Annotated in this window: 18 protein-coding genes and 2 pseudogenes; 9 read left to right on the plus strand and 11 right to left on the minus strand. The window is 51.3% G+C overall.

Going from position 1 to position 17,382, the window contains the following annotated elements:
* Nucleotides 1-76: 76 nt before the first annotated feature.
* Both NR121_RS11350 and NR121_RS11355 read left to right on the plus strand, forming a co-directional pair.
* On the plus strand, nucleotides 77-616 hold the full coding sequence (locus tag NR121_RS11350; RefSeq protein ID WP_062409955.1) for a hypothetical protein: 540 nt from the start codon (nucleotides 77-79) through the stop codon (nucleotides 614-616).
* Between the two features lie 2 nt (nucleotides 617-618).
* Nucleotides 619-999 carry a c-type cytochrome gene (locus NR121_RS11355; RefSeq protein WP_082660884.1) on the plus strand — a complete coding sequence of 127 codons (381 nt, stop codon included), beginning with the start codon at nucleotides 619-621 and terminating at the stop codon, nucleotides 997-999.
* 114 nt (nucleotides 1,000-1,113) lie between these two features.
* On the opposite strand, the gene acpS is transcribed toward NR121_RS11355, so the two are convergent.
* Entirely contained in the window at nucleotides 1,114-1,542 is a 429-nt protein-coding gene (gene acpS / locus NR121_RS11360) for a holo-ACP synthase (RefSeq protein ID WP_062409957.1), read from the minus strand.
* Nucleotides 1,543-1,656: 114 nt separating this feature from the next.
* Between acpS and bioA the strand changes: the two genes are divergently transcribed.
* Entirely contained in the window at nucleotides 1,657-3,012 is a 1,356-nt protein-coding gene (gene bioA / locus NR121_RS11365) for an adenosylmethionine--8-amino-7-oxononanoate transaminase (RefSeq protein WP_256831202.1), read from the plus strand.
* Nucleotides 3,013-3,162: 150 nt separating this feature from the next.
* Nucleotides 3,163-3,436: pseudogene (locus NR121_RS11370) on the plus strand (manganese catalase family protein); the annotation flags it as partial.
* A gap of 101 nt (nucleotides 3,437-3,537) precedes the next feature.
* On the opposite strand, the gene nadE reads toward NR121_RS11370, so the two are convergent.
* The 4 genes from nadE to NR121_RS11390 all read right to left on the minus strand — a co-directional run bounded on the left by nadE (nucleotide 3,538) and on the right by NR121_RS11390 (nucleotide 5,608).
* Complete coding sequence (gene nadE / locus NR121_RS11375) at nucleotides 3,538-4,347, minus strand: ammonia-dependent NAD(+) synthetase (protein WP_062409960.1); 810 nt, start codon at nucleotides 4,345-4,347, stop codon at nucleotides 3,538-3,540.
* Between the two features lie 119 nt (nucleotides 4,348-4,466).
* Nucleotides 4,467-4,901, minus strand: a complete 435-nt coding sequence (locus NR121_RS11380) for a BrxA/BrxB family bacilliredoxin (protein ID WP_062409961.1) — start codon at nucleotides 4,899-4,901, stop codon at nucleotides 4,467-4,469.
* Between the two features lie 114 nt (nucleotides 4,902-5,015).
* Nucleotides 5,016-5,441, minus strand: coding sequence for a DUF3905 domain-containing protein (locus tag NR121_RS11385; protein ID WP_062409962.1), 426 nt, complete (start codon nucleotides 5,439-5,441; stop codon nucleotides 5,016-5,018).
* A gap of 26 nt (nucleotides 5,442-5,467) precedes the next feature.
* Nucleotides 5,468-5,608, minus strand: a complete 141-nt coding sequence (locus NR121_RS11390) for a hypothetical protein (protein WP_171006001.1) — start codon at nucleotides 5,606-5,608, stop codon at nucleotides 5,468-5,470.
* A gap of 859 nt (nucleotides 5,609-6,467) precedes the next feature.
* Between NR121_RS11390 and NR121_RS11395 the strand changes: the two genes are divergently transcribed.
* A complete protein-coding gene (locus NR121_RS11395; RefSeq protein ID WP_062409963.1) occupies nucleotides 6,468-7,793 on the plus strand; it encodes a hemolysin family protein in 1,326 nt (441 codons plus the stop codon).
* Nucleotides 7,794-7,978: 185 nt separating this feature from the next.
* Nucleotides 7,979-9,200, plus strand: a pseudogene (locus NR121_RS11400) (BaiN/RdsA family NAD(P)/FAD-dependent oxidoreductase).
* A gap of 66 nt (nucleotides 9,201-9,266) precedes the next feature.
* Here the strand turns inward: NR121_RS11400 and NR121_RS11405 are convergent.
* Nucleotides 9,267-9,623, minus strand: a complete 357-nt coding sequence (locus NR121_RS11405) for an aminoacyl-tRNA hydrolase (RefSeq protein WP_062409964.1) — start codon at nucleotides 9,621-9,623, stop codon at nucleotides 9,267-9,269.
* 171 nt (nucleotides 9,624-9,794) lie between these two features.
* Between NR121_RS11405 and NR121_RS11410 the strand changes: the two genes are divergently transcribed.
* The gene (locus tag NR121_RS11410; protein ID WP_256831203.1) at nucleotides 9,795-10,088 is read left to right on the plus strand and encodes a hypothetical protein; all 294 of its coding nucleotides are present in this window, start codon (nucleotides 9,795-9,797) and stop codon (nucleotides 10,086-10,088) included.
* 147 nt (nucleotides 10,089-10,235) lie between these two features.
* Here the strand turns inward: NR121_RS11410 and NR121_RS11415 are convergent, their stop codons facing one another.
* The 3 genes from NR121_RS11415 to NR121_RS11425 form a co-directional block, all read right to left on the minus strand.
* On the minus strand, nucleotides 10,236-11,114 hold the full coding sequence (locus tag NR121_RS11415; protein WP_256831237.1) for a cation diffusion facilitator family transporter: 879 nt from the start codon (nucleotides 11,112-11,114) through the stop codon (nucleotides 10,236-10,238).
* 279 nt (nucleotides 11,115-11,393) lie between these two features.
* Nucleotides 11,394-11,813 (minus strand): hypothetical protein, encoded by a 420-nt coding sequence (locus tag NR121_RS11420; RefSeq protein WP_054820244.1) that lies wholly within the window; start codon nucleotides 11,811-11,813, stop codon nucleotides 11,394-11,396.
* A 133-nt stretch (nucleotides 11,814-11,946) separates the two neighbouring features.
* On the minus strand, nucleotides 11,947-12,468 hold the full coding sequence (locus NR121_RS11425; protein WP_256831206.1) for an NUDIX hydrolase: 522 nt from the start codon (nucleotides 12,466-12,468) through the stop codon (nucleotides 11,947-11,949).
* 227 nt (nucleotides 12,469-12,695) lie between these two features.
* Between NR121_RS11425 and NR121_RS11430 the strand changes: the two genes are divergently transcribed.
* Nucleotides 12,696-13,658 (plus strand): aldolase catalytic domain-containing protein, encoded by a 963-nt coding sequence (locus NR121_RS11430; RefSeq protein ID WP_054820242.1) that lies wholly within the window; start codon nucleotides 12,696-12,698, stop codon nucleotides 13,656-13,658.
* Nucleotides 13,659-13,761: 103 nt separating this feature from the next.
* Nucleotides 13,762-14,595 (plus strand): SPL family radical SAM protein, encoded by an 834-nt coding sequence (locus tag NR121_RS11435; RefSeq protein WP_256831208.1) that lies wholly within the window; start codon nucleotides 13,762-13,764, stop codon nucleotides 14,593-14,595.
* 94 nt (nucleotides 14,596-14,689) lie between these two features.
* Here the strand turns inward: NR121_RS11435 and NR121_RS11440 are convergent, their stop codons facing one another.
* Both NR121_RS11440 and NR121_RS11445 read right to left on the minus strand, forming a co-directional pair.
* Entirely contained in the window at nucleotides 14,690-16,093 is a 1,404-nt protein-coding gene (locus NR121_RS11440) for an NAD-dependent malic enzyme (protein ID WP_256831210.1), read from the minus strand.
* 130 nt (nucleotides 16,094-16,223) lie between these two features.
* Nucleotides 16,224-17,273, minus strand: coding sequence for a peroxiredoxin family protein (locus NR121_RS11445; protein ID WP_256831212.1), 1,050 nt, complete (start codon nucleotides 17,271-17,273; stop codon nucleotides 16,224-16,226).
* Nucleotides 17,274-17,382 lie beyond the last annotated feature (109 nt).

The raw sequence follows: 17,382 nt of genomic DNA on the forward strand, positions 1-17,382 counted from the left end.
CACTTCGTACGTGCGGCCGCCGGTTTTTTCAGGCGGCTAAAAAGGTTAAACCGGCTGCGGCCAAAGAGGTGTAACGATGAGTATTAATCAAGTGGAAGCCGCCTATCAAAAGGCTGCGCCATATACCGCTTTTCTGTATATCTGGGGCCTGCAATGGGCGCTGTCGGCCGGGTTGCGGTTTTTTGCGCAATGGCGGGATCTCGATCCGCTGCAGCCGGTCGTGATGTGGACGGCACTTGCGGCATCCGCGGTCCTGCTGTTTAGGACATTTCGCCACTATGGCGGGACAAGCCCTGCCTTAAGCGGAGCCGGTATAACCCTGTGCGCCGCAGTAGTGCTGGTTGTGTCGGGGCTCTATGCGCTGGCGCGCTGGAAAAGCATCGACCCGTTGGTTTGGCCGCTGTTTAAGGGCATACTGCTGACATTGGCTTACGCTTGGTTTAGCCGCTGGTTAGGACGCCCGCTGCTGTATCTAAGCTTATGGATGCTGGCTTTAACCGTAACCGTGGCTTGGTCATATTTAGGCTTTGCGCAGGTAGCTCTCGGAGTCTTCGGCGGACTCAGTATGATGGCTCTCGCATGGATGATCGGAATGTGGAACAGGGGGACGAGGTAAGAATGAAACGTATGAATACTTGGGCCGCTTTTTCAATGGCGTTAATGATGGCAGCCGTTCTCGGAGCATGCACGCCCCAAAATAGCCCTGCGCCGTTTGGCGGCGGTAAATCCTCCGGCGGCATGACGGAGGAGCAGGCGATGGCCGGAGCGAGCGATACGGTGCAATCGCTCTATAAGCAGAACTGTATGTCATGCCATGCCTCCAACCTGGAAGGAAAAGTAGGGCCAAATACAAACCTGCAGCAAGCAGGCGCACGACTGACCAAGGAGCAAATCGTCGAGCAGATCAATCGGGGCGGCAACGGCATGCCCGGCTATCAAGGCAAGCTCAAAACCGAGGAGATTGATGCGCTCGCCGACTGGCTGGCAAACAAAAAATAATCCGATGCCGGCCGCCGTTAGACGGTTTTTCAGCGTAACAGCGACCTGAACGCTTAATCAAACAAGCAGCCCCTCTTAAGAAGGGACTGCTTGTTTGCTTTTACGCTGCCGTTTTCATCCGGCCGCGCCCTCTCTGCGCTCCACAATCGCGTAAGCCATCGCGGTCGTCTCCGTATGAGTGACGCTCAGGTGAATCCAAATAGAGCCGCTTGTCCCCGCGCCCGGGAGTAATCCGGCCGCAATCATCCGCTCCATCGCTGTCTCCGATAACCGGCAAACCGGTTTGCCCTTCGGATCAGGCAGGATCTCTACATCCTGAAATGAGAGCTCTTTGCCGATGCCGCAGCCGATCGCCTTCGATACCGCTTCTTTGGCTGCAAAGCGGCCTGCCGTAAATTCAGCCAAGCGCCCCTGTTTGCCCTCAGCCAGCTCGCGCTCGCGGGGTGTGAGAACCCGCTCCAAAAATCTTCCGCCCGCGGGCTGCTCCAAAATTTTGCGCACGCGCGCGATATCCAGTAAATCGGTGCCGATGCCGATAATCATAGCGCTTGTTCCTTTCCGGTTTCGCGTTTTGCTTCTCTTGGTGGTACAATGTGATGTGGATTAATGGATTAATCGTATCCGATCCGACCATGAAGTTCAAGGAGGATGCAGTGGATGAAAGCAAATGAAAAGCAGTTGCTTTTGCAAATGGACCGTCAGCATGTATGGCACCCTTTTACCCAGATGAAGGATTACGCTGATACGGATCCCGTTCTGATCGAGAAAGCGGAAGGCGTCTACTTATATGATGCCGACGGGAATCGTTACTACGATACCAACTCTTCCTGGTGGGTTAACGTGCACGGCCATGCGCATCCGCGTATCCGGGAGGCCATAAACCGGCAGCTTGCCCAAATGGATCACGTGATGTTCGCCGGCCTTACGCATCGGCCCGGTATTGAATTGGCTCATCAATTGGTTGAGCTTACTCCGCCCGGGCTGGACCGAGTGTTTTACTCCGACAACGGCTCCACTTCCGTGGAAGTGGCGTTGAAGATGTCGTTTCAATATTGGCAGCAAACCGGACGGACCGGCAAAACCAAATTCGCCTTCGTGGAGAACAGCTATCACGGCGATACGATCGGAGCGGTCAGCGTCGGCGGCGTAGATCATTACTTCTCCGTATTCCGGCCCCTGCTGTTCGCGGCCAGCGCGGTACCGTCGCCGGACGTGCGCAAGGGGCCCAGCGCCGAGGCTTGTGTGGCGGAGGCGCTGGAGGGCGCACGCAAGCTCTTTGAATCATCGGCGGACGAGCTGGCTGCGCTGATCGTCGAGCCGATGATTCAGGCCGCGGGAGGAATGATCATATACCCCTCCGCGTATTTGCAAGGATTGCGTGAGCTGTGCACGCAATATGAAGTACACCTGATCGCCGACGAAGTGGCGGTCGGGTTCGGCCGGACAGGCCGGATGTTCGCTTGCGATCACGCAGGGATCTCGCCGGACTTCATGTGCCTGTCCAAAGGGCTTACGGCGGGCGTGCTGCCTCTGTCCGCTACAATCACGACGAATGCGATCTACGACGCATTCTATGACGACTACGTGAAGCTGAAGACCTTCACGCACGGTCACAGCTTCACCGGCAATCCGCTCGCTGCGGCTGTAGCGCTGGAATCGCTTCGCATCTTTGAGGAAGAACGCGTCTTGGACCACGTCCAGGATTCGGCGGCTCACCTTAAAGAACAGCTGAAGCGATTCGAGGCATTTTCCGGCGTAGCGAACGTGCGCAGCCTCGGCATGGTCGGCGCCTTCGAGCTGTATAAGGACCGCGCCGCCGGAGTCCGCTTCGATTTTGCCGAGCGCATCGGCTTCCGCGTATATCTGGAAGGGCTGAAGGAAGGCCTGTTCCTGCGCCCGCTTGGGGATACGATCTATTATTGGCTGCCGCTGTGCACCACCAAAGAGCAGATCGACGATATCGTCGCCCGGACGGAAACCGTGCTGAAGCGGATGGGCTTCCGAGATTTCTAAGTCTCGTCCCTGCATAAATCTCTCCTTTGTTTCATACAGCTTAATGGAGCCTTGCGCTTTAAATGCGGTTTAGGATAAGGAGGGGTTTCTTCTGTTTACACGCATCAATCAACTGTTGATCGAGCTGCCGCAGTCCCCGTATGCGGATCCGAATGCGGCGCACGGACGCACAAAATGCGCGTCTACGAGATGACCAATCATCCGGTTGCCCGTGAAATGATCGGTTACCTGCTCGTTCGAGGCGGCGTACATATCCTGGCGTATGCCAAAGCCCTGGAGGTGGCCACCGGGACGACGAAGGTGTCCCGCAAGGGGCTCCGATCCCCGAACATGCGGAGTTCCCGAAGAATTCGCCCCCGGCGTCTCCCAAGAGGATGTTCTGGAAATCGCAAAAAGGCTGCAAAATGCCGCCGGAATAAAGTAAGGCAGGCACACAGACAAACCACCTTGCAGCCTAAAGGGGCATGCTCGTACTCATACATGCCTTTTCGGTTACAAGGTGGCTATAAAGTCAACGGCCCGCCCTTAAATCCCGGGGATCGGGGCCCGCTTATGCTCGGTCTTTAAATACTGCTGTTCCAGCTTGGCCTGCGCTTGCGGCGAAATGGTCTTGCCTTCCAAATAATCGCTGTTGTCGTCATAGGTGATCCCCAGCTCGTTCTCGTCGGTCTGACCTTCCCACAGCCCCGCCGTCGGCGCCTTATCCAGAACGCTTTGCGGCACGCCCAGCTTACGCGCCAGCTCGCGTACCTGACGTTTGTTCAATGTGCTGAGAGGGGTAATATCGACTGCGCCGTCGCCGTACTTCGTAAAGAATCCCGTAATGGCTTCCGAAGCATGGTCCGTTCCGACAACAAGCAGGTTCAACTCAAATGCAAGGGCATATTGGATGACCATACGCGTTCTGGCCTTCACATTTCCTTTGCCCGCGCGGCTCAAATGCCGGTGAACCCCGATCGATTTCAAACCGTATTCGGCCTCGAGCGCGATTTCGTTCACCGCCTCTTCGATATTCGTCTCCACCCGGTACTTCAGGTTAAATGCTTCCGCTACGGCATAGCTGTCGTCGATATCCTCCTGCTTGCCATAGGGTTGGAATACGCCCACCGTTTTGTACTCCCGGCCTTTCTCCGCCGTAAGCTCATCGGTCGCCTGCTTGCATAAGCCAGTCGCCACTGCGCTGTCGATACCGCCGCTGATCGCGATAAGCAGTCCGTCCACCCCGGACTTGAGCACATACTCCTTCAAAAAATCCACTCTCTTGCGAATTTCCGCATCGGCATCAATCTTCGGCTTCACTCCGAGCTTAGCGATAATATCCTCCTGCAGGCTCACGCATCAACACTCTCCCACTTGTTTTTTTATCAGTATACCATCAGCCCCGGTTCACGTAAAAACTCCCACCAAATGTCATCTAGACACTGGCAGGAGTTCAGAGCTAAAACCGTTATTTCTTATTTACAGTATTCTTCAAAGGCATTGATCAAATCGTTGGCGATCATCTCAGCCGAACGGTCTTCAATCTGGTGACGTTGGATAAAATGTACCAGTTGGCCATCCTTCATCAAAGCAATGGATGGAGAAGACGGCGGATACGGTGCAAAATACTCACGCGCCTTAGCTGTCGCTTCCTTATCCTGGCCTGCAAATACCGTGAACAGGCGATCCGGTTTCACTTCATGCTGAAGTGCTTTGGCTACGCCTGGACGGCATTGGCCTGCTGCACAGCCGCATACAGAATTGACGACGATCAATGTCGTCCCTTTCATATCATCAAGCGCCGCCGATACTTCCTCAGGTGTGCGGAGCTCCTGCACACCGATCCGGGTCAGTTCGTCTCTCATCGGCTGAACCATATCCTTCATATAATTCTCAAACGACAGGGACATGTCACGCTTCCACTCCTTTTACCCCACATAAATGGTTATTGTACTTCATACAACCATTATACATCGGCATCGGAGGAAAGCAAAGCACACGATCGCTATCGTGATCGAATTCCGCTATTCCGCTTGGTCGTCCTTTTCCTCCGCCCCGCTTTGGAACGCCGGGTATGCTGCGTCCTTATCAGGATGCATGAAAGGAGCGCCTTGCGGTATATTGCCTTTTTCAAAAAGCTCTTTATTTTCCGTCGTATGAAAGCCTATATCCTTGTAAGGATGGACCCAGCCATCTCCCGACATGATGGCAGGATCGGTGTTCTCAGTCCACTGCTCCAGCGGCGAGTGTTCCGACTGATACTCATGATCTCCGATAAGCACCCCGTGCTCATTCACGAACGGTTCTCTTGGTCCCCGGTTTCGATCCAATCCCTTACGAAAATTGATTTCAAACGGATCAAGCTCCGAATCATTTTTCCGGTTATACGAAATATCGGTTTTCACGTGATCATACGTGGCGTCTTTCGTATCTTCAGGCTTGTCGCTCATGTATGCCATCCTCCCTCAGGTCCGCATTAGACGGACGGACGGTTCGGTCCGCTCAGCTTTTTGTCCGTGATGCCGCCGGCAGGATCGGTATGATCCGTCCCCTTATTCCGAACGGCCTGTATGCTCTGTTCTTTCGATGCGTTGGCGATGTTTTTTTGCTTAGCCACATGAATCATCTCCCTTCCTTAGGCTTTAGTATGCTTTAGCTGAATAAAAATCAGTCAGCCCCCGGGACGACGAATCAGGGAATTGAAGGAAACCAGGTGCCTCACGCGAATCAAATCATGAAAAAAGACTCCATCGGTGATTAGCCTGAACGGAGTCCCTTTTCTAAACTTTACTGCCGCCTTACCCCAAACGATATGGTAAATCCTTGCATGAAATCTGGTGATGCTGTGCAACCAAGACAATGAAAGCCCTACCTCTCTTTCATCCTTGCGGCTCCGATGACCGCGCCAGTGTGAATCAGTATTACAACAATGTCCAATCATGGGCTCCTGACGATCACGATTTGCGGGAAAAAACGTTCTTTTCGAGGAAAATCCGATGTTAGGGGTTATGCGGGGTGAATTACTCAAATTGAGTATCATAACATTATACTATGATATATAAAAAAAGGCAAGAACCATTGCCCTGCTTCGCTTGCTGCCGCGGCTATAACGGCCAGTCCTGTGTTACCCGGCGCGGCCGCCCCGAAAGATGTATTGCCTTTTTTTAACGGCTGCCCAAAAAACGGTTATGGATAACCTTCCAACTTCCTGTTCAAAATTCATGAATATTCCAACTAATCCCACCCTGATTTACACAAAAAACGGCGAAATTGAAGCATACAGATTGAAATCAGCCATTAATGCTTACAAATATAGCCCCTGCACAGCGTGCATACCCCTGAATACCCCGGCCGATGTTTGAGCGGTTACTTTCGTATCGTTTATAATACATATTATAAATTATTAATAGTTTTGACAATTTTGAACGTCTGGAGGAGGTGTACCTATCTGCCCTCACGCAGGGGATAGGGATTGATTGAGTAGTGACCCGTTACCTTTATTATTTAACGCGGTTTTGATTATTGTGTTGGTGCTGCTGAACGGTTTCTTTGTTGCTGCCGAATTTGCTATGGTCAAGGTTAGAAACAGCCGTCTCGAAACGCTCGCCCAAGGAGGCAATATCCGAGCCCGTTTTGCACAGAAGATTACGGGAAACCTGAACGCGTATTTATCGGCCTGCCAGCTTGGGATTACACTTACATCCTTAGGTCTGGGCTGGCTCGGAGAACCGGCCATCGCTGCTTTTATCGGACCGGTATTGAAGGATTGGTTTCAACTCAATGACGTTGTCATTCATACGATTTCCTTTCTGATCGCTTTTTCTCTTATTACGATATTGCACATTACGCTCGGCGAGCAGTTCCCCAAAACGTACGCGATTCGCCAATCGGAGAACGTTACCCTGTGGTCCGCGGCGCCGATTATCTTATTTTATAAGCTGATGTTTCCTTTCATATGGCTGCTGAACGGAATATCCAACTGGATGCTCAAACGTGCGGGAATCGAACCGACGACCGAGCACGAATCCGCTCATACCGATGAGGAAATACGCATACTGATGAAAGAAAGTCACAAAAGCGGATTCATTGACAACACGGAATTGACGCTTTTTGATAATATATTTGAATTTACGGAAACGAATGCGCGCGAAATCATGATTCCAAGGACAGAGATGGGATGCTTGTACGCTAACCTCACGTTCGAGGAAAATATGGATATTGCGCTGAATGAAATGCGTACCCGCTACCCGGTGTGCGATCCGGACAAGGACAATATCATCGGCTTCGTGCATATTAAGGATTTGATGAAAGCCAGCAAGGACTTGACCGATATTCGGCTGCTTGCCCGTCCTATTACCAAAGTGCCGGAGTCGATGCCGATCAGCCAACTGCTGAAGCTTATGCAGAAGAAAAAAGTACAGATCGCGCTGCTCATCGATGAATATGGGGGGACTTCGGGCATGGTAACGCTCGAGGATATTCTCGAGGAAATTGTAGGTGAAATCCAGGATGAATTCGATCCGGATGAACGTCCAAGCATAGAGAAAAAGGACGAGACCACCTATTCCATCGACGGGCGTCTTCTAATTAATGAGTTGAACGATTATTTCGGTTTGGACATCGGAACCGAAAACTACGATACGGTTGGCGGCTGGATTTATTCCCAGGTGGAAATCCCCCCGACAAAAGGGCAGACGGTGCTTTACGATGATCAATATGAGTTTATGATCGAAGAGACAGACGATCTGCGCATTGCCCGAATTACCGTTCGTAAACTGCAATCCCAGATCCAATCGGCATAATTGATTTCTTCACGAGGCCTAAGGCCTCTTTTTTTTCGGCGGTTAGAACAACTCAGTGAACATCCTGGCCCCGTACAGATATTTTTATTTTACCAGCTGGAGGGTATAATGAAACCACAAGTTTTCATTGGAGGGGCCGCAAATTGTATGATGTCATTGTGATTGGTGGAGGTTCGTCAGGACTCATGGCAAGCATTGCCGCAAGTGAACATGGCGCGAAAGTCCTGCTGATTGATAAAGGAGATAAACTTGGCCGCAAGCTTGGGATCTCTGGTGGCGGACGATGCAATGTCACTAATGCCAAGGAGATTGACGAGTTGATTAAGCACATACCGGGGAACGGCCGTTTTCTTCATAGCGCTTTGGCTAATTTCCAGCAATCGTGATATTATCTCTTTCTTTGAAGGGCTGGGGATTCGCTTAAAAGAGGAAGATAACGGACGCATGTTCCCCGTTTCAGATAAAGCCAAGACGGTTGTTGATGCTCTTGTCAATAAGGTAAGAGAGCAAGGGGTTCATATTAAGGTGAATAGTCCTGTAAAGGAAGTTCTTTACCATCATGGGCAAACTATAGGTGTTCGTCTGCGGTCCGGTGAAGAAATCAGGAGCAGCGCTGTCATCGTAGCGGCAGGAGGTAAATCCGTACCGCATACAGGCTCGGAGGGTGATGGATACGAGTGGGCGGAGAAGGCGGGTCACTCGATTACCGAACTTTACCCTACCGAGGTTCCGCTGACGTCTAATGAATCATTTATCCGTACCAAGGCATTACAAGGACTTTCATTAAGAAACATCAGTCTTACGGTCTGGAACCCGAAGGGTAAAAAGATCATTACCCATGAAGGCGACATGATATTCACTCATTTTGGGATTTCGGGTCCAACAGCATTGCGCTGCAGCCAGTTCGTTGTTAAAGCTTTGAAGCAATTCGAAATCAAGACGGTAAATGTAACGTTAGACCTGTTCCCTTCTAAGACAATTGATGAAATCTATAACGAAACATTGGAGCTTGCCAAGCAGGAATCGAAAAAAGCTGTAAAAAACGCTTTGAAGGGCTACTTGCCTGAGCGCATGATTCCAATTCTACTTGAGAAAGCCGGTTTACGTGAGGATGTTACCTATGACCATATCCCAAAACAACAATGGATGGATTTGTCCAAGCTAATCAAAGCTTTTCCTATCGCTATAAATGGAACCCTCTCGATCGAGGAAGCTTTTGTTACTGGCGGGGGTGTAAACCTTAAGGAAATTGACCCTAAGACGATGGAATCCAAGCTGATGAAGGGATTGTATTTCTGCGGCGAAATTTTAGATATTCATGGCTATACGGGAGGCTACAATATCACTGCTGCATTTTCAACTGGTTACACCGCAGGCAAAAGTGCTGCAAATGCTCAGCTGCTATAAATGAAAAGAGCCTAAAGATTTTGAAGTCCACAGGCTCTTTTCCTTGTTCAACTCGTAGAGCAAAATCTACAGCACCTTCAGTCCGGCTATCCTTTCTTCGGCAACCTTTTTATTCATTGGCGGCAGTACGACAACGGTTAAGAAGCCTTCCGGATTTTCCATAAGCCCTGCATCCCGGATAGACGGGAATCCTTCATTAGCTAATTGCCGAAGACGCTCTTCAGGGCCTTGCAGCACGACTTTCTTTTGCCCGTTGTTCAGCCAGGCTTGAAACACCTCATAATACCTGCTGTCATTTAACAAATAGTGCAGCGTCATTGTAGCAGCCGCGTGGGCTACCTGCACAGCCAATTTCCCGGGATTCGCAACGAGCTGTTCATTGACGGCATAGTATTGCACAATATCCTGATCAGTTTGTTTCATGGCACTAAAGCTCCTTCCTCAGATTAGTGAAGCCTCAAGCTTTTTATCTCCCTATATCTATGAATCTTCCAATTCAAAATATGCTTAGAAAATAATCCATGGTTGAGAAACTTATCTTGAGCCGCATACGTTAATATATATGCAGGTTGCACATACAACTGGATACATCAGATGAAACGGGGGAATTTCCCATGCCGGGATCGCGTTTACACTTCTTCCCCTCCTCCCGGGATGCTTGGTCTACGGCCCGGACATCCTGCAGAATCCGCCGCGCTGCGGTTGGAAGCTGCGGTTCGGTCTCTTACTGCGCAGGCGACAGCAGCGGCAACGGCGGGGGCGGTGGAAGCGACGGAGAAGGGTCCTCCTGCGGCTCGGGATGCTCTTCGGAACCCGCCTCTCACACTGGCCGCTGCGCTGAAAATCAACCTTACAGGGGGCATTTTACCTCGCTCGCTGTTACGCTGATTTTCAGCTTTACAGCAGCCTCTATAGTGACTCCATAAAAATTTCAAATAACCTCAATCGATCGAGGCCATTCATGGATGAACGGCCGCAATTCAGAAGCGGGTAATCTTGCATAACAAAAGCCATAAGGCTGCCTTCCGGGCAGTCTTATGGCTTTTGTTCGGAAAAAGGTTCAATATGCACGTGGACGTTCCCGATCTGGTGCTCGTCCAACATTCTTTTCTCGATCTCGTCGCTGATTTCATGGCTTTGTCCAACCGAAAGCTCGGAGCTGACCTCCACGACGACATCCAGCAGAACGCTGCTGCCGTGAACCCTGGCGCGGATATCCTTGATCCTCTTCACGCCCGGAGTCTCTTTGACCGTTTTGCGGAATACCCGCAGTCTCTCATCGTCAAAGCCGTCGGTTAAAGCGTGCGTAGCATCGGAGAATACGCTCCACGCCGTTTTACAAATCATAAGGCCTACAACGAACGCCGCAGCCGCATCGAGAATCGGAAAGCCGAGTCGGGAGCCGATGATGCCAACAGCGGCCCCAATGCTCACGAGCGCATCCGAACGGTTATCGTAGGCCGCGGCCATCAGCGCTTGATTGCGGATGCGTTTTGCAAGCCTGCTGTTATATACGTAGACCCCCCACATAATGATCGCGCAGCTCAAGGCAATCCATGCCGCAAGCATATCAGGCGCCGTCCGTTCGTCCGCCAGGAAGCTTTTGCCTGCTTGAATCACGACCTGCAGTCCCGCAACCGCCATAATGAAGGAAGCGACCATTGAAGCGATGGTTTCTGCCCGCATATGTCCGTACGGGTGATCCCGGTCCGGGGGTTTTCTCGATATTCGCAAGCCGATCAGCACGGCCAGCGAAACGATAATATCCGTTATATTGTTTATTCCGTCTGCCGTAAGCGCTTCGGAACCGGTCACAAACCCCATGCTGATTTTAAAAGCGGCTAACAGGATATATGCGACGATGCTGACCCATGCGCCCTTCTCGCCCTCTTTTAAATGTTCATAGGTTTCCACAAGCCGCTTCCCTCCATCATCCTCAATCCATCCGCATCTCATACCTATCTTCTATTTAAACCTCACTTATCATAACAAACAAAAACCGTGTGGGTCTAGAGAAACAGTGTTTTCCCCGCTTATAAAATTAGGGGTGAGGCAAATTTGTTAGTCCGGTCAAAAGTTATAGCCCTTGTCCAACAACAAAAACAGCGGCTCCCCTGCCTCGCAGGGATCCGCTGACTGGTGGACACAGGGGCTGTCGGCTCCTGCGGATGATGAGGAAGGAACGGCCTTTTGCTACATATGGATACCGGCGTCAAACCCGTTCACATCATCTCCGGACGGATCGAACTGCTCTCTTTCATCATCGTATGCTCCGCTGGAACGGTTGTCGTATGCCGAAGCGGATACGTCGGGCTGGCTATCGATTAAATCCTCGTTCACTAAATGAGCAGGAATCGGCACTTCCATGTCGTAGGCCATGGCAAAGCCTTCCGTTTCATCCGGAGAATTCCCCGCCTGAACCATTCTGCCGCCATGCGCCTGTGCGATTTCAAGCGCCGACGCTAAATCATGGCGATCCACGATAACATGAAGTACAGGCTTGTCCGAGTGCGAATGACCGCTGATCCGGTAACCGATCTCCTCCAAGGTATCCCGGGCAAGAACGGCCTCTTTTTGAGAATTAAATTGAAAACATAACGGAGTGCTGCTCATAAACACATTCCTTTCCAGTCTCAGTAAATGGGATGATATACCGCATAGCATGCCCAGACGCAGGACGCTTATTCCGCCTTTCACACCTTTTGCCCCAAGTTGCCGGCCATAAGATCACACCTCGCGGCTTGGCTTACAACACAACCTCTTCCAACGGGCGGACCTCACAGTTCAGCAGCTTGCCCTCTTGAAAGGTACACCGATATTCCGCACAATCCCTGCTTTCCAACATGGGAGGCAAAAAATGTTTGACATGTCCCGCTACACCGTGATTGTCCGGATGGATGACCCATTCCAGCGCCTTCCAGGCCAAAATACCGTCTTCCGTTTCGACGGGAGCCTCAGCTAATGCTTCAGGAGGCGCTTCACCGATAAACACATACATGCCCCCCGCCTCCCGTCCGTCCACTTCCCATGTGACAATGCCCGAGAAGCGAAGCGCCTCCTCGGCCAGCCGCAGCCCCGTTTCCTCCTTGATTTCGCGAACAACGCTGGCATAAGGTGTTTCCCCCGGTTCAAGCTTGCCCCCCACTCCGTTCCACAGCCCAAGCAGAGGCGCTTTGCTCCGGTTTAACATCAATATCCGATCTCCCTTGCAAATAAACGCAATATTATATTTCAGCATCCGCTTCACTTCCCCCATAGCTTCATTCATATCCGCCTAATTAACGCTTAAGCTACTTTTCCACACCGCCACCGAAAATCCTGCTTCCCCCTATTCTTTCCATCCCGCATGAAATTGTCATACTTTTCGTAATTTGTTATCATTGACAAAAAGACAATCGGTATGTATTATTATTAATTATTGAAGATACTTTACCACTGAAAAGCTTAAAAGCCACAAAGTACAAAAGGCCCCATTTGGGAGAGGAGCAAATGAACATGACCAGGGAAAAACACAGCATTGTAGACTGTACGATCCGCGACGGCGGATTGGTAAACAATTGGGACTTCAGCGTCCAATTCGTAAAGGACATGTACTATGGACTGAGCGAAGCCGGCGTCGAATATATGGAGATCGGCTATAAAAACTCCGCCAAGCTCTTAAAAGGCGCCGATGCGGGACCATGGCGTTTTTTGAACGAGGATTTCCTGAAGGAAGTCATTTCGCAGAAAACCGATACGAAGCTTTCCGCTCTTGTCGATATCGGACGTGTGGACGAGAACGATATCCTTCCCCGGGAGCAAAGTCAGCTCGACTTGATCCGTGTAGCTACTTATATCAAAGACGTAGACAAAGCGCTCGATCTGGTGCAAAAGTTCAATGGTTACGGCTACGAAACAAGCATCAACATTATGGCGCTGACCCATGTGATGGAGAACGACTTGAACGAAGCGTTCGAAGAAATCGCCAAAAGCCCGGTAGATGTCGTGTATATCGTTGACTCTTACGGCAGCATGGATTACAAGGATATCGATTACCTCGTTACCAAATTCCAGCGTCTTCTGCCTGACAAAAAGCTGGGCCTGCACATGCACAATAACATGCAGCTCGCTTTCTCCAACACGATCATGGGCGCAAGCAAGGGCGTTGAATTTCTGGATGCTTCTGTATACGGCATGGGTCGCGCTGCGGGCAACTGTCCTACCGAGCTGCTCGTCAGCCATCTGAAGCATCCGAAATACGATGTTCGCCCGGTGCTCGGCATCATTGAGAAGCATATGATCGCCATGCGTGAGAAGTGGGAATGGGGATATGTCATTCCTTACATGATCGCAGGGATATTGAACGAGCACCCTCGTGCAGCCATGGCGCTTCGTTCAAGCGAGGACAAAGACAAATTCACCGAGTTTTACGACAAGCTGACATCGCCGGAAGTTATGCCTGCGGGTGCGGCCGAATAATACAGCCTGTACGGTCGAGAGCCCGGTTTCCTTGGATGCGACAAGGAACCGGGCTTCTTCGTACCCTTTTCAAGCAAGCCGAAAGAAAGGAGGAGATCCGTCCATGCATCCCCGGATGTCCCTAACTGCTCCGAGGAAGCTGCTGAATCCGGCCAATGGTTATTTGGCCGGTTACAGCCATACGCTGAATCCGTATGTGGGCTGTACCTTCGCCTGCTCTTATTGCTATGTGCGAGAGATGCCCGTAGCCAAATTCCGCAAGGAACCTTGGGGCCGCTTTGTGGACGTGAAATCGACTGCGGCCAAGCTGCTCTCCGGCGAGCTTACAAGAGCCAAACGAAAGGGGCCAGTCACGATCTTCATGTCGTCCAGTACGGATCCTTATCAACCGGTCGAATTCCAAACCGGATTAACCCGGTCTCTGCTGGAAATAATGGCTGGCGCCGATTCCAATGCAGCGATTGACTTCCTTCTTGTCCAAACCCGCAGTCCGCTTGTCACACGTGATATCGACCTTCTTCTGAAGCTTGGGCAGCGCGTTCGCGTGAGCCTGACGATTGAGACGGATCTTGAAGAGATCCGCAAGACCTTCTCTCCCTCCGCTCCTCCTATTGCTGCCCGGCTTCAGGCGCTGCGCCGGCTTGTTCAAGCCGGCATCCCCGCCCAAGTCGCGATATCACCCATGCTGCCTTGCAGCGACCGTTTGGCCGGCCTGCTTGCAGAAACCGGCGTCAAGCGGCTTGTCCTGGACGACTTCTTCATGGGCGACGGCAGTCAGGGCAAACGAACGGAACGGCTCGGCATCCGCCGCATCTATGAAGCATGCGGGCTCGAAGCATGGTACGACCGTTCCGCCTATCTCAAGGTGCTGGAGCAGCTTAAAAAGACATTTGCCGCGCACCAAATTTACATCAGCCAGGCCGGTTTTTTACCTTAATGCTCCTTTGCATCGCCTATGCAAATAGCCGCTCCTTTCGTAAATCAATTTCACGAAAGGAGCGGCTTGTTATGCCGGAACTTTTTGGCTTATCTTATCTGAAATCCCGGGGAATCCGGCGGGCCTCGCCCGTCAGGATGGCGGCTTCGATGATGGCATGACGGACCTTCGAAACGACATGCTCATTAAAGATACTTGGAATAATATAATGCTCATTCAGTTCGGCTTCACTGACAACCGATGCGATAGCGCGTGAAGCGGCAAGCTTCATCGGTTCATTGATCCGCCGAGCCCGGCAATCCAAGGCCCCGCGGAAAATGCCGGGGAATACCAGGACGTTGTTAATTTGGTTCGGATAATCGCTCCGGCCTGTAGCGAAGACGCGCACGTGCGGCAGCGCTTCTTCCGGGTCAATCTCCGGATTCGGGTTAGCCATGGCGAAGACGATCCGGTCCGGCGCCATCGTTTGTACATCCTCGGCCGTCATAATGCCGCCTCTGGACACGCCGATAAACACATCCGCATCGCGAAGCACATCCTTCAGGCCGCCCGGCTCCGCCTCGACCTGCGGCTGCTCTGCAAGCCACTGCCACATCGGGTGTGAATAGGTCCCGCCACGAACGATCGCACCTTCCCGATCCACAGGCACAAGCCGCGTGACTCCTGCAGCCAGCAGCATTTTGCAGATGGAGACGCCCGCGGCGCCAATACCATTAACGACTACACGTACTTGATCGATCCGCTTGCCTACTACTTTCAATGCATTCAAAAGCCCTGCAATGACGACGACAGCCGTACCGTGCTGGTCATCATGGAATATCGGAATATCCAATTCCTCCGCCAGCCTTGCTTCGATCTCAAAGCAGCGCGGAGAGCTGATGTCCTCCAGATTGATTCCGCCGAAAATCGGGCTGATCGCTTTAATCGTACGAATGATTTCTTCGGTATCCTTCGTATCCAAGCAAATCGGAAAAGCATCCACGCCTGCCAGTTGTTTGAACAGCATTGCTTTCCCTTCCATGACCGGAGCCGCTGCATGCGGTCCGATGTCGCCAAGGCCGAGTACCGCGGTTCCGTCGGTCACAACAGCTACCGTGTTCCGTTTGATCGTCAATGAGTAAGATTTCTTGGGATTTTCATGGATGGCTGTACATACGCGCGCCACACCGGGAGTGTATACTCGGGACAAATCGTCGCGATTTTTGATCGGCAGCGTGGGCTGCGTCGTTATTTTTCCGCCCAAGTGCACCAGGAACGTCCGGTCAGACACGTTAATCAGCTTGATGCCGTTATGCTGCTTCAGTGCCTCCACCACTTGACTTTCCGCAGATTCCGCCACATCCACCGTAATGTCGCGCACCGAAGACTCCTTGCCCGGACGTATCACGTCAATCGATGTGATATCTCCCCCGGCTTTACTGATAGCCGCAGCTACGTCACCAAACGTGACTTGATCATGATTCAATTCCACACGCAAGATAATGCTCGTCTGTGCCATGCTGTTACCATCCTTTTAAATAAAATAATATAATAAATAAAGTAATATGACCTTTTAATAATTTCATGTTACACGATGAATCTCGCATGCGCAAATGAAAAACACTAAGTGCCCTTATATATTTCTTTTATCACATTCCATGATCTGCTTTCTTCTTCGCTTCCTTCAGCATTTGCATATTCATCGGTCCGGGATGCTTGTGCCGGATCACTCCGTCTCTATCAATCACAAAAGTAGCCGGATAAGAGTTTACACGATACCTGTTGATGACCTCGCCCTGTTCATCCAGCACTACGGGGAATGTGATTCCCCACTCCTTCAGCCAAGAGTCTACCACAGGCACGCTAATCTCCGTAGAGGTCGCATTGACTCCAAGGATCACCACTCCATCCTTTTCGTATTCCGAATAAAACTGCTGCATATGCGGCATTTCCTCCCGGCAAGGAGGACACCATGTCGCCCAAAAATTAAGCATGACGGTTTTTCCCCGATAGTCCGATAGTTTGACCGTTTGGCCATTCAGCATCTTCAACTCAAACTCCGGCGCTTGCTGTCCAATCTTCAGGCCGACGGACGCATCACCCGCCTGGGCTCTCCCCGCCCCATATTTGTCCCAAATATTTACAGATAAAGTCCAGATCAACGCATAGCCGATTATAAATATTGTGAACTTCTGCAGCATCGGCCGCAAATGGTTCGCTGGCTTCTTCAACATCCATGCCGCCATAAAGCCTCCCGCAAAAAGCGCGGTCATCCCCCATGTTAGCCGATTGACTTCCCCCGCCGTATACATGACGGCTCCGTATACTGCGTACCCCCCCATAATCGAGACAAGCATCGAATCTGTATATAGGGCTCTATCCATACGTTCTTTTAGAACGGTGTACCATACATACAAACCGGAAAGCAGCACGGCTAGCCAGATTCCTTGAATGCCGCCGTTATAATAGAGCAGCGACAAGGGATTCTTCAGTACACTGCGCGGTTCGAAGAGCAGCAAGCTTAGCTTCCAGCTAATGATCCAAATGACAACGGCATTCAAACCGATCGTGCTGAATGCTGTCCCCATAGCCGTTCCCTTTAAACGCAGTCTACCTATTCCGAACCCCGCCGCTACTGCAGCTATGACAAACAACATGCTTTTTTGTATGATGAATGGTCCCCATACCCAAGTGTCCATCTGATGCTCACCGTTCTCCCATTTGAAATTCTTCATTCTATTGTGAATTGAAGGGAACATGTTGTCAAATGGTGTCCCGAACACAGGTGCGGCTTCAATGATGAAGCTG

Origin of the sequence: Paenibacillus sp. Pae15 (genome assembly GCF_024519685.1) — a bacterium.
Classification (GTDB): Bacteria; Bacillota; Bacilli; order Paenibacillales; family NBRC-103111; genus Paenibacillus_G; species Paenibacillus_G naphthalenovorans.

Bases quoted from the DNA above. Each gene is read 5' to 3' on its own strand.
- NR121_RS11350 (WP_062409955.1), top strand. From the start codon at position 77: ATGAGTATTAATCAAGTGGAAGCCGCCTATCAAAAGGCTGCGCCATAT.
- NR121_RS11355 (WP_082660884.1), top strand. From the start codon at position 619: ATGAAACGTATGAATACTTGGGCCGCTTTTTCAATGGCGTTAATGATG.
- acpS (WP_062409957.1), bottom strand. From the start codon at position 1,542: ATGATTATCGGCATCGGCACCGATTTACTGGATATCGCGCGCGTGCGC.
- bioA (WP_256831202.1), top strand. From the start codon at position 1,657: ATGAAAGCAAATGAAAAGCAGTTGCTTTTGCAAATGGACCGTCAGCAT.
- NR121_RS11380 (WP_062409961.1), bottom strand. From the start codon at position 4,901: ATGTCCCTGTCGTTTGAGAATTATATGAAGGATATGGTTCAGCCGATG.
- NR121_RS11385 (WP_062409962.1), bottom strand. From the start codon at position 5,441: ATGAGCGACAAGCCTGAAGATACGAAAGACGCCACGTATGATCACGTG.
- NR121_RS11405 (WP_062409964.1), bottom strand. From the start codon at position 9,623: ATGAAACAAACTGATCAGGATATTGTGCAATACTATGCCGTCAATGAA.
- NR121_RS11410 (WP_256831203.1), top strand. From the start codon at position 9,795: ATGAAACGGGGGAATTTCCCATGCCGGGATCGCGTTTACACTTCTTCC.
- NR121_RS11420 (WP_054820244.1), bottom strand. From the start codon at position 11,813: ATGAGCAGCACTCCGTTATGTTTTCAATTTAATTCTCAAAAAGAGGCC.
- NR121_RS11425 (WP_256831206.1), bottom strand. From the start codon at position 12,468: ATGAATGAAGCTATGGGGGAAGTGAAGCGGATGCTGAAATATAATATT.
- NR121_RS11430 (WP_054820242.1), top strand. From the start codon at position 12,696: ATGACCAGGGAAAAACACAGCATTGTAGACTGTACGATCCGCGACGGC.
- NR121_RS11435 (WP_256831208.1), top strand. From the start codon at position 13,762: ATGCATCCCCGGATGTCCCTAACTGCTCCGAGGAAGCTGCTGAATCCG.
- NR121_RS11440 (WP_256831210.1), bottom strand. From the start codon at position 16,093: ATGGCACAGACGAGCATTATCTTGCGTGTGGAATTGAATCATGATCAA.
- NR121_RS11445 (WP_256831212.1), bottom strand. From the start codon at position 17,273: ATGGACACTTGGGTATGGGGACCATTCATCATACAAAAAAGCATGTTG.